Genomic DNA, 15,821 nt, shown 5'->3' with positions numbered 1-15,821 from the left:
CCCGCGGGTCAGGGGGGCGTGGACACCGTCCGACCCGCTCGGGTGTGCAGCGCAACGCTCACAGGACGTTCCTCGGCCGGAAAGATCCACGTTGACGCGGCCACGTCCGGCGCGGCGACAACACCGGTATGCGTGTCGTCATCGTGACCGAATCCTTTCCCCCCGATGTGAACGGCGTGGCCCACTGCGCGCTCCAGACCGCCCGGCACCTCGTAGATCGCGGTCACCTTCCGCTCGTCGTCGCACCGGCCCCCGCGCCCGGTGTCAAGGCCGACGCCCTCGCGGCGCCGTGCCCCGTCGTCCACGTCCCCTCCCTCCCGCTCCCCGGCTACCCCCAGGTCCGCGTCGCCCTCCCCAGTCGACGCCTCGCCGCGGCCGTCACCGAGCACCGCGCCAACCTGGTCCACCTCGCCAGCCCCTTCGTCCTCGGCGTCCGCGGCATGGCTGCAGCCGCCCGGCTGGGCGTCCCGGCCGTCGCCGTCTACCAGACCGACCTGGCCGGATACGCCCGCACCTACATGGGCGCGGGTGAGGCGGCCGCCTGGCGGCGGATCCGCTCCGTCCACTCCGCCGCCGACCGCACCCTCGCCCCCTCCAGCGCCGCCCTGCACGACCTGGAGGCGCACGGCGTACCTCGGGTACGGCTCTGGCCGCGGGGTGTGGACACCGTCCGTTTCCGGCCAGATCTGCGCGACGAGGCGCTGCGCCGGGAAATCGCCCCGAACGGCGAGCTGATCGTCGGCTACGTCGGACGGCTCGCCCCCGAGAAGCAGGTCGAACTCCTGGCCGGGGTCTGCGGCCTGGAGGGCGTACGGGTCGTCGTCGTGGGCGACGGGCCCAGCCAGGCGCAGCTGACCGAGGCCCTGCCGGGCGCCGTCTTCCTGGGCCGCCGCACCGGTGACGAACTCGCCCGGATCTTCGCCTCGCTGGACGTCTTCGCGCACACCGGCCCCTTCGAGACGTTCTGCCAGACCGTCCAGGAGGCCATGGCCAGTGGTGTGCCGGTCGTCGCGCCCGCCGCGGGCGGCCCGCTCGACCTGGTCGCCCACGGCAGCACCGGGCTGCTGGTACCGCCGCGCGACGCCGACGCCGTACGGGAGGCGGTGGCCGCGCTGGCCACCGACCCGGCGCTGCGCAGCGCGTACGGCACCGCGGGCCGGGCCATGGTCGAGGGACGTACCTGGGCGGCGGTCGGCGACCAGCTGATCGCGCACTACGAGGACGTCCTCGCCGCGCGGCGGACGGCGGTGGCGGCATGAGCACCGGCACCGAGCCCCTGCGGATCGTGCGGCTCGCCAACTTCGTCGCCCCCGCCTCGGGCGGACTGCGCACCGCCCTGCGGGAACTCGGCAGGGGGTACCGGGCGGCGGGCCACGAACCCGTCCTCGTCGTCCCCGACGAGCGCCACACCGACCGGGAGACCGAGCAGGGCCGCGTGATCACCCTGCCCGGGCCGCTGCTGCCCGGCACCGGCGGTTACCGCGTGCTCACCGACAAGCGGCGCGTCGCAGCCCTGCTGGAGCGCCTCGCCCCGGACCGCCTGGAGGTGTCCGACCGCACGACGCTGCGGTGGACCGGCAAGTGGGCCCGGCGGGCCCGGGTCCCCGCCGTCATGGTGTCCCACGAGACCGCCGACGGAGTGCTGCGCACCTGGGGCGTGCCCGAGGACCTCTCCCGGCGGGCCGCCGACGCCCTCAACATCCGTACCGCGCACGTGTACTCGCGGGTCGTGTGCACCACCGAGTTCGCCGAGCGGGAGTTCGTCCGGATCGGCGCCCGCAACGTCGTGCGGGCCCCGCTGGGCGTGGACCTGATGGAACGCCACCCCTCCCTGCACGACCCGGGCCTGCGTGCCCGGCACGCGCGCGCCGGCGAGGCGCTGCTGGTGATGTGCTCCCGGCTGTCCGTCGAGAAACGGCCCGGCACGGCGCTCGACGCGCTGGACGCGCTGCGCCGGCGAGGACGGCGGGCGGTGCTCGTGGTGGCCGGTGACGGACCGCTGCGGGGTCGCCTGGAACAGCGGGCGCGGGAACGCGGGTTGCCGGTGGCCTTCCTGGGGCACGTGTCGGACCGGGCTCTGCTGGGGGCGCTGCAGGCCTCCGCGGACGTGTGCCTGGCACCCGGGCCCGCCGAGACCTTCGGGCTCGCCGCCCTGGAGGCCATGGCGTGCGGCACGCCCGTGGTGGTCAGCGCGTCGTCCGCGCTGCCGGAGGTCATAGGCTCCGCGGGGGCCGCGGCACCCGACCGCGGGGAGGCCTTCGCGGACGCCGTGGAACTGCTCCTGGAACACTCGGCGCCGCAGCGGCGGGAGGCGGCACGCGCGCGTGCGGAGTGCTTCGGATGGGGCGCGGCGGTCGAGGCGTTCCTGGCGGCTCACGACGCGACGGTGCTGTCCCGCCCCACGGCCTCCCGCCCTGGCGTCGTGGAGGGCGTCGCATGAGACCCCTCCGCTTCGTGGCCCTCGGGGACTCGCTCACCGAGGGCGTGGGCGACCCCGTCGGCGACGTGTGGCGCGGCTGGGCCGCGCTGCTGGCCGACGGGCTCGCCGAGGGACCGGTGGAGTTCACCAACCTCGCGGTCAGCGGGTCGCAGACGAGGGACGTGCTGGAGCGGCAGACCCCGGCCGGGCTGGCACTGCGCCCGGATCTGGTGTCGGTCGTCATCGGCGTCAACGACACCCTGCGCTGCACGTTCGACATCCACGCGGTGGCCGCCCGGCTGGACGAGGTCTACGCGGCCTTCACCGGCCGGGGCGCGACCGTCCTCACGGCCTGTCTGCCGGACCCCGGCGCGATGCTGGGGCTGCCCGGCGCGCTGGCCCGGCGGCAACGGGCGGTCAACGCGGTGGTGCATGCGCTCTCCGATCGGTACGGGGCCGTCCATCTGCACGCCTCGGACGGCGCCTGGCTCTCCGACCGCGCGCTGTGGAGCGCGGACCGGCTGCACCCGGGCGAGCGCGGGCACCGGCAGCTCGCCGTGCGGTTCCACGCGCTCCTCGCGGAGTCGGGCACGGCGAGCGGACCCGCGCCGTCGGCGGAGCCGGCGAGCCCCGCGCCGACCCGGTCGGCGAGCCTGCGGTGGCTGGCCACCGCCGGAACAGGCTGGGTGGCCCGCCGCTGCACCGACTTGCTGCCCCAGTTGCTGCGGTTGGCGGCCGACGAGCTGCGCCACCGGGCCCGCGGCACCAGCGCCCGCCTCGACCTGCGCGCCGCCCACGCGGTGTCCGCGGCGCTCGCCGCCCTGTCGGCGGTGGAGCGGCCGGACGCCGCGTGACGCCCCGGCGGCGGGCGCCGCGTACGGCTCAGCGGCGGCGTACGGCGACGAAGCGGACCGGAGTGCCCGGCAGGGCCTGCGCGGCCGCCGGCAGGTCGGCCGCACGGACCACCGCGATCACCGGGTAGCCCCCGGTGGTCGGGTGGTCGGCCAGGAACACCACCGGCCGGCCGTCGGGCGGGACCTGGACCGCGCCCAGGACCATGCCCTCGCTCGGCAGTTCGCCGGGGCGGGCCCGCTCCAGCGCGGGTCCCTCCGTGCGCAGCCCGATGCGGTTGCTCGCCGACGACACCCGGAACGTACGGTCGGTGAGGTCGCGGACGGCCCCTGGTGTGAACCAGTCGTCGCGCGGACCGAGCGTGACCCTCAGGACGAGCTCGGCGGGCGGGGACGGCTGCGGGGCGACGTCCACGCGCGCGTGGGCGGGAGAAGGGTTTCCCAGCGGCAGAACCGTCCCGTCCGCGAGCGGCGCGGGGCCGAGGCCGGACAGCAGGTCCGTGGAACGGCTGCCGAGCACCGGCTCGACGCAGATGCCGCCGCACACACCCACGTAGCCGCGCACTCCCCGTTCGGCCGTCCCCACCTCCAGCACCTGCCCGGCGGGCACCACGACCGGAGCACCCCAGGCGACCGGTCGTCCGCCCACCCGCACGGAGCACGGCGCACCCGTGACCGCCACCGCGACCGTCGAACGCGGGCGCAGGGCGCAGCCGGTGAGCGTCGTCTCCAGCACGGCGGCGTCGGGAGCGTTGCCCACCAGCCGGTTGGCGAGCGCCGCCGCGGGCGGGTCGAGCGCCCCGGAGCGGGGCACACCGAGGTGGGCGTACCCGGGCCGCCCCCGGTCCTGCACCGTGGTCAGCGCCCCGGCCCGTACGACGACGAGCGCCCGGTCGGTCATGCGTCCCCCACCGGTACGAAGCGGACGCGCGCGCCCGGTGACAGCAGCGCGGCCGGCACGCGCGCGTGGTCCCACAGCACCGCGTCCGTCGTGCCGATCAGCTGCCAGCCGCCCGGCGACGACCGCGGGTACACACCCGTGTAGGGGCCCGCCAGCGCCACGGCACCGGCCGGGACGGACGTGCGCGGGGTCGTCCGGCGCGGCACCTCGTGCTGCGGCGGCAGCCCGGTGAGATAGCCGAAGCCGGGAGCGAAGCCGCAGAAGGCGACGGTGAACTCGGTGGCCGCGTGGATGCGCGCCACCTCGTGCTCGGGAACCCTCCAGTGAGCGGCGACGTCGGCGAGGTCCGGGCCGTCGTAGCGGACCGGGAGTTCGACGACGTCACGCGCGTGTGGGGGAGCGGCCGGCACGTCCGCCGCAGTCAGCTCGGCGGCCAGGCGCTCCAGGTCGTCGAGGCCGTCGAGGAGCACCGTGCGGGCGGCGGGCACGATCTCACGGACGGACAGCAGACCCGCCGCCCGGCGCCGCAGCAGCTCCGCGTGCAGCGCCTGGGCCTCCTCGCCCGAGGCGAGTTCGACCAGCAGCCCGCGGTCGCCGACCGGCACAGTCCTCATGCGAAGGCCTCCACGGTCACCCCGGAGGCGACCAGCCGCTCGCGCACCCGGCGGGCCAGTTCGACCGCGCCGGGCGTGTCCCCGTGCAGGCACAGGGAACGGGCGCGGACCTCTATGCGCGTGCCGGAGTGCGCGGTGACCGTGCCGTAGCGCGCCAGTTCCACGGAGCGCTCCACGACCGCTTCGGGGTCGCTGACCACCGCACCGTCCCCGCCGCGTGGCACGAGTGTGCCCTCCTCGGTGTACGCGCGGTCCGCGAAGGCCTCCGTGACGGCGGGCAGACCCGCCTTGCCCGCCAGGTCCAGCAGCCGGGATCCGGGCAGGCCCAGCACAGGGAGGGTGGCGTCCGCGAGGAGCACCCCGTCGACGACGGCAGCGGCCTGCTCCTCGTCGTGCACCACCCGGTTGTAGAGGGCGCCGTGCGGCTTCACGTACGCCACGCGCGCACCCGCCGCGCGCGCGAAGACCTCCAGGGCGCCGATCTGGTACGCGACCTCGGCCGCGAGTTCCGCGGGCGGCACGTCCATCGCGCGCCGCCCGAAGCCCGCCAGGTCCCGGTAGGAGACCTGCGCGCCGATCGTCACGCCGCGCTCGGCCGCCAGCTCACACACCCGGCGCATGGTGGCCGCGTCCCCGGCGTGGAAGCCGCAGGCCACGTTGGCGCTGGTGACGACGGACAGCAGGCGTTCGTCATCGGTCAGCCGCCAGCGGCCGAAGCCCTCGCCGAGGTCGGCGTTCAGATCGATCACGGTCATGGGTCTTCTTCCGTGCCTTTCGTGTCGGTGCGCTCGGAACAGGCGGTGCCAGGAACAGGCGGTGCGGTCAGAACAGGCGGTACTGCTCGTCGCGGGCGTCGGTGAGGAACATCTGTCCCGGCGCGTGGGTGATGGCGAACGGCGGCCGGGAGGCCATCACGGCGGCCTGCGGGGTCACTCCGCAGGCCCAGAAGACCGGGATGTCGTCCGGCTCGGCGGTCACCGGATCGCCGAAGTCCGGCCGGCCCAGGTCGTCGATGCCCAGTGCCGACGGATCGCCGCAGTGCACGGGGCTGCCGTGCACGGCCGGGAGCCGGCTGCTCTCCCGGATCGCGGCCGTCAGATGCTCCGGCGGAACCGGGCGCATGGACACCACCATCGGACCGCGCAGCCGCCCGGCCGGGCGGCACCGACGGCCGGTGACGTACATCGGCACGTTGCGCCCCTGCTCGAGATGGCGGATGGGCACACCGGCCTCGGCCAGTGCCCACTCGAAGGTGAAGCTGCAACCGATCAGGAAGGAGACCAGGTCGCTGCGCCAGTGGGCGAGCACGTCGGTCGGCTCGTCCACCAGCTCGCCGTCCCGCCACACCCGGTAGCGCGGCAGGTCGGTGCGCAGGTCCGCGCCCTCGCCGAGGACGGTGGTGAACGAACCGGCGTCCGTCACGTCGAGCACCGGACAGGGCTTGGGGTTGCGCTGGCAGAAGAGCAGCATGTCGTAGGCCCAGTCGGCGGGCACCGAGATCAGGTTGGCCTGGGTGTGACCCGCGGCGACCCCGGCTGTCGGGCCCGCTAGGCCCTCGCGGAAGCGGGCCCGCGCCGCCTTCGGGCTCCACGCGTGCGCGTGCTCCTCGGCGAGGATCAGGGGGCGGTCCTCGATGCGGTCCGGTGTGGTCACTGCAGCTCCGTTCCTCGCGTCTCCGGCAGCCCGAACAGGGCCAGCGCCGCGATGCCGTACCCGATCGCGCCGAAGACCAGCGCGCCGCCCACACCCCAACTGTCGGCGAGGAAGCCCACCAGGGTCGGGAAGACCGCGCCCACCGCGCGGCCGGTGTTGTACGTGAAGCCCTGCCCGGTGCCGCGCACCGCCGTCGGGTACAGCTCGCTCAGGTAGGAGCCGAAGCCGCTGAAGATGGCCGACATGCAGAAGCCGAGCGGGAAACCGAGCACCAGCAGGAGGGTGTTGGCGCCGCTGGGGATGTTCGCATAGGCCAGGATGCAGACGGCCGACAGCAGCGCGAAGAGCCAGATGTTGCGCCGCCGGCCCAGCCGGTCGGTGAGGTAACCGCCGGTCAGGTAGCCGAGGAAGGCACCGGAGATCAGGAACGTCAGATAGCCGCCGGTACCGACGACCGACAGGCCGCGCTCGCTCTTCAGGTACGTCGGCACCCAGGTCGCCAGCGTGTAGTAGCCGCCCTGCACGCCCGTGGACAGCAGGCCCGCGAAGACCGTCGTACGCAGCAGCCCGGGCGCCCCGTCCCGTCCCGGCCGGAAGATGGCCGTGAACGACCCGCGCTGCGGGCTGCGTTCACGGGCCGCGGTCGCCTCGGGGGCGTCGTGCACCCGGCGGCGCAGCCACACCACCAGCAGGGCGGGCAGCGCGCCGGTCCAGAACATCACGCGCCAGGCCAGGTCGTCACCGGCGTAGGAGAAGACCAGCGTGTAGACGACCGCGGCCAGCGCCCAGCCGACGGCCCATGAGCTCTGGATCGCGCCGAGGGTGCGTCCCCGGTTTCTGGCGCTCGCGTACTCGGCCACCAGGATCGCTCCGACCGCCCACTCGCCGCCGAAGCCGAGGCCCTGCAGGGCCCGGAAGACCAGCAGCGTCTCGTAGGTGGGCGCGAAGCCGCAGGCCACGGTGAAGACGGCGTACGTGATCACCGTGATCATCAGGGCCCTGACCCGGCCGACCCGGTCCGCCACCACGCCCGCCACGGCACCGCCGATCGCGGAGGCCACCAGCGTGACGGTGGTGAACAGGCCCGTCTGACCACTGTCCAGACCGAAGTACGCCGCCAGCGCCACCATGCTCAGCGGCAGCGTGAAGTAGTCGTAGGAATCCAGGGCATATCCGCCGAAAGCACCGGCGAAGGCGCGGCGACCGCGCGGACCGAGAGCGTGCAGCCAGCCCAACGGGCCGTCTTCGGCGCTGCGTTCGCCTTGCGTCGGCTGTACGCCGGGAGTCACGGACTGTGGTGGAGGGGTCGTGCTCATGGGCACCTCGCAGAGGGAGGACGGAGGGTGCTGAGAAGCGAACCGGTGTCGAGTACCGTAGGGGATCGTTCAACGATCCTTCAATACCCATGTTGTCTCGTTCTTCTGCCTGGGGTTGAATTCCAGGCATGGCAGAGCAGCTGACAGGACTGGCCGACGACCGCGCGCTCCTGGGGCGCACCAGTACCGCCGAGCGGGTCTCGGACATCCTCAGGAGCCGTATCGCCGAGGGCTACTTCCCGCCCGGCACCCGGCTGTCGGAGGACAGCATCGGCGGGGCGCTCGGCGTCTCCCGCAACACGCTGCGCGAGGCGTTCCGGCTGCTCACCCACGAACGGCTGCTCGTCCACGAGCTGAACCGGGGCGTGTTCGTCCGGGTCCTGGCCGTCGAGGACGTCGAGGACATCTACCGCACCCGCGCCCTCGTCGAGTGCGCCATCGTGCGCAGCCTCGGTGAACCGCCTTACGCCCTCGGCGGGCTGGCCGAGGCGGTCGCGGAGGGGCAGCGGAGCGCGCACGAAGGCGACTGGCAGGGCGTCGCCACCGCCAACATCCACTTCCACCGGGAGCTGGTGGCCCTCGCCGGGAGCGACCGCACCGACGAGCTGATGCGCAGTGTCTTCGCCGAACTGCGGCTGGCCTTCCACGTCGTGGACGACCCGCGTGCCCTGCACGAGCCGTACCTCGGGCGCAACCAGCAGATCCTCGAGGCGCTGCGGGCGGGGGACAAGCGGGAGGCGGAGCAACTGCTCGCGGTCTACCTCAACGACGCACTCGCACGGGTCGTCGAGGTCTATCGCCGGCGCGTCGGGGAGGACGGCTAGCCCTGTCGGTGGTGCCAGGGCGCCCGGTGACGGGGGAGGGCATCTGCGTCGTTTGGGTCGTTGTCAGACCGAGGACCTAGTCTGTGCACCGTGACTTCGCCTGCATCGACGGACAGCGTTCCGCCCCAGCTCAGCGCGGGGCCGCGCCCTGCGCCGGGTCCGGCCGCCGACGAGGGGCTGGCCCGGCGGCTGCGCGCGCTCGCCTGCACCGCGCCGCTGCACGACCTCGACGTGCGCAAGGCCAACCTGGCGGGCGAGTACTCGGTGTACGGCATGGCGGAAGTGGCCCTCGCGGCCATCGACCTCGTCACGCTGAACATGGACTTCGACACCGGCGCCGATCACGAGCAGATCGTGGCCCGGCTCGTCCCGCGCATCGCCGCCCAGGCCCCGCAGCGGCCCGTCGCCGAGCACGAGCGGGTGGCCCGCTGGGTCATGGAGAACCTGATCAACGTCGGCAGCGTCGACCGCGGCTTCCGCGCGGTGTACGGCACGTTCGCGCCGGACGGCACATACGTGCGCCGTGACTACGACTTCAAGCTGATCGAGGAGGTCCCGGGCCCCGGCGGCACCGTCTACCTGCGCACGACCGACGAGGCCGTCAACGTCCTCGTCGGCGCCCTCGACACCGATGTCACCAGCGCCCAGATCGCCGCCGAGGTCAAGCTCGAGGTGCTCATCAACCGCGGCCGCCTCGCCGACGCCCAGCTCGCCGCCGAGCAGGCCCGGTACCGCACCGTGCAGTACTCGGAGACCCTGCGCCGCGCCCTGGAGGCGACCCGGCGCAACGTCCGCGCGGTGGACTGGCTGAGCGCTGTGCCCGACATGATCGCCGAGGCCCTGGACCATGTGGCCGACCGGTACCGCCACGAGAACGCGATCCTCATCAACATCCGCAAGGCACGCGACGAGACCGAGGACCCCGGGCACAAGCGACGGGCCGCCGAACTGGTCGACATCGTCAAGGACTGCATCCGGCGGCACACCCAACTGCAGTCCCGCCTGCTGGAGGCCGGACCGCTGTTCCGCGCCGAGCAGGACCGGCAGGCCTTCGCCACACCCCTGACCACCTCGGGCCTGGACCTGTACGGACACCTCGTCGCGCCCGTCCTCCCCCTGCCCGTGGAGCAGGCGACCCGGGTCACGGACGCCTTCTTCGCGCGCGGTACGGGTCTGCGCACACCGGTGTCCGTCCGGGTCGTCGACCTCGTCGACATACTGCTGACACCGCCGGTGGAGCGGGAGCACCTGGGCGCCGAGATGCCGGAACCCGACCTGATCGCCACACCGGACGACAGCCGGTTCAGCGAGGAGCAGCTGACGGCGGCGACGCGGTTGCTGGATCTCCCGGCGGACGCGCCCCGACGGCTGTCCGGACTGCTGGCCGAGGCGCGCCGGCAGGACCCGGACCTGCCCTACCTGGTGGCGCTGCTGGCGGTGCACGCGGCCAGCCCGCCGGTGGGGACCGCCTACCGGCAGGGCGAGGAGAAGCTGCTGTTCGCCGTGGACGACGGGACCGAACTCGACGATCCGGAGTTCGGCGGGGCCGATCTCATCGTCGGCACCGCCCTGTTGGACGCGGCGGGCATGGCGGCGGACCGGACGGAGGCCGTGTGAACACCGCCGCGCGCAGTACGTACGAATGTGAGCATGCCATCGACAAGGAGCGACAGCCGTGACCGAGCACGTCGACTGGAGTGAGCCCGAGCCTGCCGCCGCGCCGGCGGGCTCCGCCGTCACACCCGCCGACGCCGCCGACGCGGCGCGGCTCGTCTCCTTCGGGCTGCAGCCGAGGCTCCAGCCCGCCCGCGACCAGGAGTACACCGATCTGCTGCGCCGCTACCGCGAGGACCCGCCGTTCGCGCGGCTGGCCGACGCGGTCGCCACCGGACTCGGACTCGTGGTGCTGGAGGTCTCCCCCCGTGCGGGCATGGCCGTGACGGCCGCCGAGGACTCGGTGTTCGCCGTCCGCATGGGTGACTACGCGCGTCGCACGTCCGCGGACTCGGGGGACAGGTTCCTGCACGGACTGGCTCATCTCGCCGTCGCCGCGCTCGCGTTCCCGCGCCCGGAGGACCTGGCCGACGACGGCTATATCGGACGCGTCACCGTCAACGGTGTCGACGCCTTCGTCCGGCAGGCCTGCCGACGTCTGGAGGAACGCGCCGAGGAACTGGGCGAGAACACCGACCCGGTCACCGACGCCCCCGGCCTGGAGGCCGCCTGGCGGATCTGGGCCAGGCGCAGCGCGACCGGCGCCACCAAGGACGCGCGCCGGCCGGCCGCCTCGACCACGGGCATCGTGGCGAAGGCCGTGGGGTTCCTCACCGAATCCGGGTTCCTGCAGCGCACGGGCGACGAGGGCGGCGGCACCTACCGCACGACCGCCCGCTACCAGCTCCAGGTGCGCGACCTCGCGGGCAGCGCCGCCATGGCCGAACTCCTCGAACTGGGCGTGGTCCCGGTCACCGACGGCACGGCAAGCCTGCTGCCCGCCGAGGACACCGAGGACCTGGACCTGGTGGCCGACGCCGGACTGCCCTTCCACTCCTGAACCATCCCGACCTGCCGAAGAATTCACGCGAGAGTCCGCCATGTACGAGCTGTCCCGGGTCCGCCTCTACTCGATCGGGCCCGCCGGTGCGCGCTATGCCGACACCGTGCTTGACCTGCGGGGTGTGGGCGACCCGGTGCCCGAACCCGCGCCCACCCAGGCGGAGTTCTTCGCGGAGGAGCCGGTCGGTCCGCCGCGCCGTCCCGCGCCCGCCGGCGTGCTCTTCCTGGAGAACGGCGGCGGCAAGTCCGTCCTGCTCAAGCTGATCTTCTCCGTGATGCTGCCGGGGCACCGCAACACCCTCGGCGGCGCCAGCTCCGGCGTGCTGCGCAAGTTCCTTCTCGCCGACGACTGCGGGCACGTGGCACTGGAGTGGCAGCACGTGCTGACCGGCGAGTGCGTCGTCGTCGGCAAGGTCAGCGAGTGGCGCGGACGGCAGGTGTCCAACGACCCGCGCAAGTTCGCCGAGGCCTGGTACTCGTTCCGGCCCGGCCCCGGACTGAGCCTCGACAACCTCCCCGTCGCCGAGTCCACCGCCGTACGGCCGCCCGTCGAGGGCGCGTCCGGCGCCCAGGGCCGCCGCCGCACGATGAAGGGCTTCCGGGACGCCCTCACCGAGGCGGGCAAGGCGTACCCGCACCTGGAGGTGCACTGGGAGGAGATCCACGACCGGTGGATCGAGCACCTCGGCGAGCTCGGCCTCGACCCCGAACTCTTCCGCTACCAGCGGGAGATGAACGCCGACGAGGGCGAGGCGGCCGGCCTGTTCGCGGTGAAGAAGGACTCCGACTTCACCGACCTGCTGCTGCGCGCCGTCACCGACACCCGCGACACCGACGGACTCGCCGACCTGGTCAGCGGCTTCGGCAGCAAGCTGGGCCGGCGCGCCGAGCTGATCGCCGAACGGGACTTCACCGCCGGGTCCGTCGACCTGCTCGGCCGGATCGTCGAGGCCGCCGACGCCCGCTCACGCGCGCGTGACATCCACGCCGGCGCCGAGCGCCGCACCCGCAACCTGGCCCGGCGGCTGTCCGCGCGGGGCGTGCGGGAACGGGTGCGGGCCGCCGACCTCGCCCAGCGGGTGACAGCCGCCGCGTACGCGGTGACACATTCCGAGGGCGCCCGCGAGCGCAGCGCGCTGATCGCCGCCGAACTCGCCTACCGGCACGCCTCCCTGGCGCTCGCCGGCGCCGAGAAGTCGGCCGCCGCGCAAAAACGCGAGCTCGCCGACGCGCGCACCCTGCACTCCGCCTGGCAGGCCGCCGAGGCAGTGCTGCGCCACCGCTCCGCCGCCGACCGCGTCGCCCGCGTGGCCGCCGCGATCCAGGAGGCCGAACGGGACGCGGCCCCCGCGCTCGCCGCCCGCGCCAAGGCCGCCGTCGACCTGGTGCGGGCCCTGCACGCCGCCGCGGAGAGCGCCGAGAACCTCGCCAACGAGGAGGAGGAGCGCTCGGCCGCCCTGCAGGAGGTCAGCGACTCCGCCTACCGCGACTCGACCGCCGCCGCCACCGAGGCCCAGCGAGCCCGCAGCGAGGCCGGGCATCTGCGCCAGCGGCTGACCGAGGTCGAGCAGGAGACCGCAGAGGCGGTGCGCGCGGGATGGCTCGACGACAGCGCACCCGACGCCGACCCCGCACGCGCGGCCCTCGCGGCCAACGACGCCGAGAAGACCGCCGTGGCCGCGTGGGACGCGGCGCGCGAAGCCTCCCGTAAAGCCACCGAACACGCACGTGAGGCGGCCGCCGCCGAGTCCCGCGCCGAGCTGACGGCGGCCCGCGCGGCGGACGCGGCGACCGCGGCCGAGCGTTCCTACGAGGCCGAGCGCCGCCTCGCCGAGTCCCTCGCGGCGGAGCAGCGGCTCACGGAGCTGCTGAGCCTCGTGGGCGACGACGTACGTCCCGGCATCCCCCAGCCCCGGCACCACAGCGACACCCACCCCGCCCCCTCGGCCGGTCCGGGCGGCGGCTTCCTCACACCCGAGGAACTCGACCGCTTCGCCGACGAGTTGCGCGAGCTCCTCGACGACGCGGTCTCCACCGCCGAGCGACACCTCTTCGAGCTGCGCACCGCCGCCGCCGACGACTCCCGGATCCTCGGTGCCCTCGGCGACGGCGGGCTGCTGCCGCCCGGACCCGACGTCCTCGCCACCGTCGAATACCTGGGTGAACACGGCATCCCCGCGCTGCCCGGCTGGCGCTACCTCGCCCAGGCCGTCGACCCCGCCGACCACGCGCGCGTGCTCACCGCCCGCCCGGAGCTGGTCGACGGCGTGATCATCACCGACCCCGACACCCATGCGCGTGCCCGCGAGGTGCTCGGCGAGGCCGCCCTGCTGCCGCGGTCCGCCGTCGCCGTCGGTACCGCCGCCGCGCTGCTCGCCCCCACCCCGGCCGAGGACGCGACCCCCGGGGGCGCTGCCCAGGTCTTCCTCGTCCCGCCGAACCCGGCCATGCACGACGAGCACGCCGCCGACGAGGAGCGGCAGGCGCTGCGTGCGCGGGCGACCGAGCGGGACGAGGAGATCCGGGCGCTCGCCGCCCGGCTGGGCAAGGACCGGGAGCTGGCCGCGCGGCTCGCCTCCTGGCGTACCGGCTGCCCGGCCGGCCGGCTGACCGAGCTCGCTCGGGCGACCGAGGAGGCACGCGCCTTCGCCGAGGAGTCCGAGGCCGAGCTGGCGGAGGCGCGCACCGCGCGGGCCGAGGCGGACGAAGCCGCCGCCGAGGCCGCGCAGGTGCGCGACGAGCGGCAGGAGGCCGCGCAGAAGGCCCGGCGCGCCGCCGACGCCCTCGCCGGGCTCGCCTTCCGGCTGCGCGAGCGCGCGGGCTGGCAGGTCAAGCTCCGTGAACTCGCCGACGAGGCCGCCGAGTCGGAGACCCGCGCCCAGGCGTGCCTGGAGCGTGCCCGGGTCGCCGACGAGGACCGCCGAGCCGCCCAGCGGGCCGCCGACGACGCCCGCCGCACCGCCCGGGCCCTGCGCGCCGAGCGCTCCGAGATCGCGGGCGCCCCCGACGACGTACCGGAGGAGGACACGGACGCGCCCAAGTCGTCCCTGCCCGCCCTCCGCGAGGCCTACCGGGCCGCATCCCAGGTGTACGAGAAGGTCGGCGTCGGCGCCGACCTGCGCGCCGAGCAGGCCCGCGCGGAGAGCGACGAGAGCGCGACCCGCGCCGAGCTGGACCGCCTGAGCAACAAGGTCCGTACGCGCGCGGAGCAGCTGCTGCAGTCGCCCGACGGCTCCGACGGGCCCTCCCGGCAGGCCGCCGCGGCGCGAGCGGAGGAGCTGGTGCAGCTCCTGGAGACCCGTATGTCCAGCGCCAGCGAACAGCTCGGCCGGCTGCGCGGCGAGGCCGAGCGGCACGCACCCGAGGACGGCGAGGCGCACACCGAGCTGCCCGAGGACCTCCTCCCGCGCGACGCCGAACACGCCCAGGCGCTGCTGCGCACCGCCACGGCCGAGCTCGCCTCCCGCACCGAGGCGTTGACCCAGGCCCGTGAGGCGCACACCGAGCTGCTCGAGGCCCACCGGGCCGCCGAGGACGCTGCGGGCGGCTTCGACGAGATCGCCGCGATGCTCCGCGATCTGCTGCGCGAACACACCGCCGAGGAGGAGCAGGAGGCACCGGAGCCCTACCCCGGCAGTCTGGACGACGCCCGGCAGACGGCCGCCGAGGCCCGCCGCTCGCTGCGCGGGTGCGCCGCCGACCTGTCGGCCGCCGAGGCCGCCGTGCGCGAGGCCGCCGACGTCCTGGTCCGGCACGCCAACTCCACCCGCTACGAGCAGGTCCGCACCCCCGCCCGGCAGCAGATCCGCGAGCTGCCCGCCTCGGCGCTGCCCGAGCACGCCCAGAAGTGGGCCCAGGCCTTCGCGCCCCGGCTGCGGGTCCTCACGGACGAGCTGGAGCAGCTGGAGCGCAACCGGGACTCGATCGTGGACCGGTTGCGCGGGCTGGTGGAGTCGGCCCTGGCCACCCTGCGGTCCGCGCAACGGCTGTCCCGCCTGCCCGACGGACTCGGCGAGTGGTCGGGGCAGGAGTTCCTGCGCATCCGCTTCGAGGAACCCGACCAGGCCACGCTCACCGAACGGCTCGGCGAGGTGATCGACGAGGCGACCCGGGCCGCCGTGAAGAAGAACTCCGACCTGCGCCGCGACGGCATGTCCCTGCTGCTGCGCGGAGTCGGCGCCGCGCTCCAGCCCAAGGGCGTCGCCGTGGAGATCCTCAAGCCCGACGCCGTGCTGCGTGCCGAGCGCGTCCCCGTCGGGCAGATGGGCGACGTGTTCTCCGGCGGCCAGCTGCTGACCGCGGCCATCGCCCTGTACTGCACGATGGCGGCGCTGCGGTCGAACGACCGGGGGCGGGACAAGCACCGGCACGCGGGCACGCTGTTCCTGGACAACCCGATCGGCCGTGCCAACGCCACGTACCTGCTGGAACTCCAGCGGGCCGTGTCCGACGCGCTCGGCGTGCAACTGCTCTACACCACCGGCCTGTTCGACACGACCGCGCTCGCCGAGTTCCCGCTGGTGATCCGGCTGCGCAACGACGCCGACCTCAGGGCCGGGCTGAAGTACATCAGGGTGGAGGAGCACCTCCGGCCGGGACTGCCCCAGCAGCCCCAGGCCGGAGAGGCGGTGCACAGCGAGATCACGGCGACACGGATGTTCAAACGGCCCGCATAGCCGTCACGCGT

The 15,821-nt window shown here is 74.4% G+C and carries 12 protein-coding genes; 7 read left to right on the top strand and 5 right to left on the bottom strand.

The features are described from left to right. Positions 1-128: 128 nt before the first annotated feature. Genes ACFY0F_RS17360 through ACFY0F_RS17350 form a run of 3 tightly spaced genes read left to right on the top strand, consistent with a single transcriptional unit; the run spans position 129 to position 3,273 of the window. Complete coding sequence (locus tag ACFY0F_RS17360) at positions 129-1,259, top strand: glycosyltransferase family 4 protein (RefSeq protein ID WP_388794190.1); 1,131 nt, start codon at positions 129-131, stop codon at positions 1,257-1,259. Then, positions 1,256-2,440 (top strand): glycosyltransferase, encoded by a 1,185-nt coding sequence (locus ACFY0F_RS17355; RefSeq protein WP_388794187.1) that lies wholly within the window; start codon positions 1,256-1,258, stop codon positions 2,438-2,440. The genes ACFY0F_RS17360 and ACFY0F_RS17355 overlap by 4 nt, the downstream gene beginning before the upstream one ends. Continuing rightward, a complete protein-coding gene (locus ACFY0F_RS17350; protein WP_388794184.1) occupies positions 2,437-3,273 on the top strand; it encodes an SGNH/GDSL hydrolase family protein in 837 nt (278 codons plus the stop codon). Before ACFY0F_RS17355 ends, ACFY0F_RS17350 begins: the two co-directional genes overlap by 4 nt. Before the next feature lie 28 nt (positions 3,274-3,301). Here ACFY0F_RS17350 and ACFY0F_RS17345 read toward each other — a convergent pair whose 3' ends face one another. The 5 genes from ACFY0F_RS17345 to ACFY0F_RS17325 all read right to left on the bottom strand — a co-directional run bounded on the left by ACFY0F_RS17345 (position 3,302) and on the right by ACFY0F_RS17325 (position 7,754). Further along, on the bottom strand, positions 3,302-4,171 hold the full coding sequence (locus ACFY0F_RS17345; protein ID WP_388794181.1) for a biotin-dependent carboxyltransferase family protein: 870 nt from the start codon (positions 4,169-4,171) through the stop codon (positions 3,302-3,304). Beyond that, positions 4,168-4,785: an allophanate hydrolase subunit 1 gene (locus tag ACFY0F_RS17340; protein WP_388794178.1), complete on the bottom strand. Its 618-nt coding sequence runs from the start codon at positions 4,783-4,785 to the stop codon at positions 4,168-4,170. Before ACFY0F_RS17340 ends, ACFY0F_RS17345 begins: the two co-directional genes overlap by 4 nt. Further along, a complete protein-coding gene (locus ACFY0F_RS17335; RefSeq protein ID WP_388794175.1) occupies positions 4,782-5,540 on the bottom strand; it encodes a LamB/YcsF family protein in 759 nt (252 codons plus the stop codon). The genes ACFY0F_RS17340 and ACFY0F_RS17335 overlap by 4 nt, the downstream gene beginning before the upstream one ends. A gap of 67 nt (positions 5,541-5,607) precedes the next feature. Next, positions 5,608-6,438, bottom strand: a complete 831-nt coding sequence (locus ACFY0F_RS17330) for a putative hydro-lyase (protein WP_388794172.1) — start codon at positions 6,436-6,438, stop codon at positions 5,608-5,610. Further along, positions 6,435-7,754, bottom strand: a complete 1,320-nt coding sequence (locus ACFY0F_RS17325) for an MFS transporter (protein WP_388794169.1) — start codon at positions 7,752-7,754, stop codon at positions 6,435-6,437. Before ACFY0F_RS17325 ends, ACFY0F_RS17330 begins: the two co-directional genes overlap by 4 nt. A 128-nt stretch (positions 7,755-7,882) precedes the next feature. On the opposite strand from ACFY0F_RS17325, the gene ACFY0F_RS17320 reads away from it, so the two are divergent. The 4 genes from ACFY0F_RS17320 to ACFY0F_RS17305 all read left to right on the top strand — a co-directional run bounded on the left by ACFY0F_RS17320 (position 7,883) and on the right by ACFY0F_RS17305 (position 15,810). Next, positions 7,883-8,578 (top strand): GntR family transcriptional regulator, encoded by a 696-nt coding sequence (locus tag ACFY0F_RS17320; protein WP_388794166.1) that lies wholly within the window; start codon positions 7,883-7,885, stop codon positions 8,576-8,578. Between the two features lie 90 nt (positions 8,579-8,668). After that, positions 8,669-10,195: a hypothetical protein gene (locus ACFY0F_RS17315; protein ID WP_388794163.1), complete on the top strand. Its 1,527-nt coding sequence runs from the start codon at positions 8,669-8,671 to the stop codon at positions 10,193-10,195. A gap of 58 nt (positions 10,196-10,253) precedes the next feature. Then, positions 10,254-11,132 (top strand): hypothetical protein, encoded by an 879-nt coding sequence (locus tag ACFY0F_RS17310; RefSeq protein WP_388794160.1) that lies wholly within the window; start codon positions 10,254-10,256, stop codon positions 11,130-11,132. Positions 11,133-11,172: 40 nt separating this feature from the next. Beyond that, complete coding sequence (locus ACFY0F_RS17305; RefSeq protein ID WP_388794157.1) at positions 11,173-15,810, top strand: hypothetical protein; 4,638 nt, start codon at positions 11,173-11,175, stop codon at positions 15,808-15,810. Positions 15,811-15,821 lie beyond the last annotated feature (11 nt).

The organism is Streptomyces sp. NPDC001544, assembly GCF_042894285.1.
In the GTDB taxonomy this organism is placed as follows: Bacteria; Actinomycetota; Actinomycetes; order Streptomycetales; family Streptomycetaceae; genus Streptomyces.
This window is presented reverse-complemented; position numbering and strand designations above follow the sequence as displayed.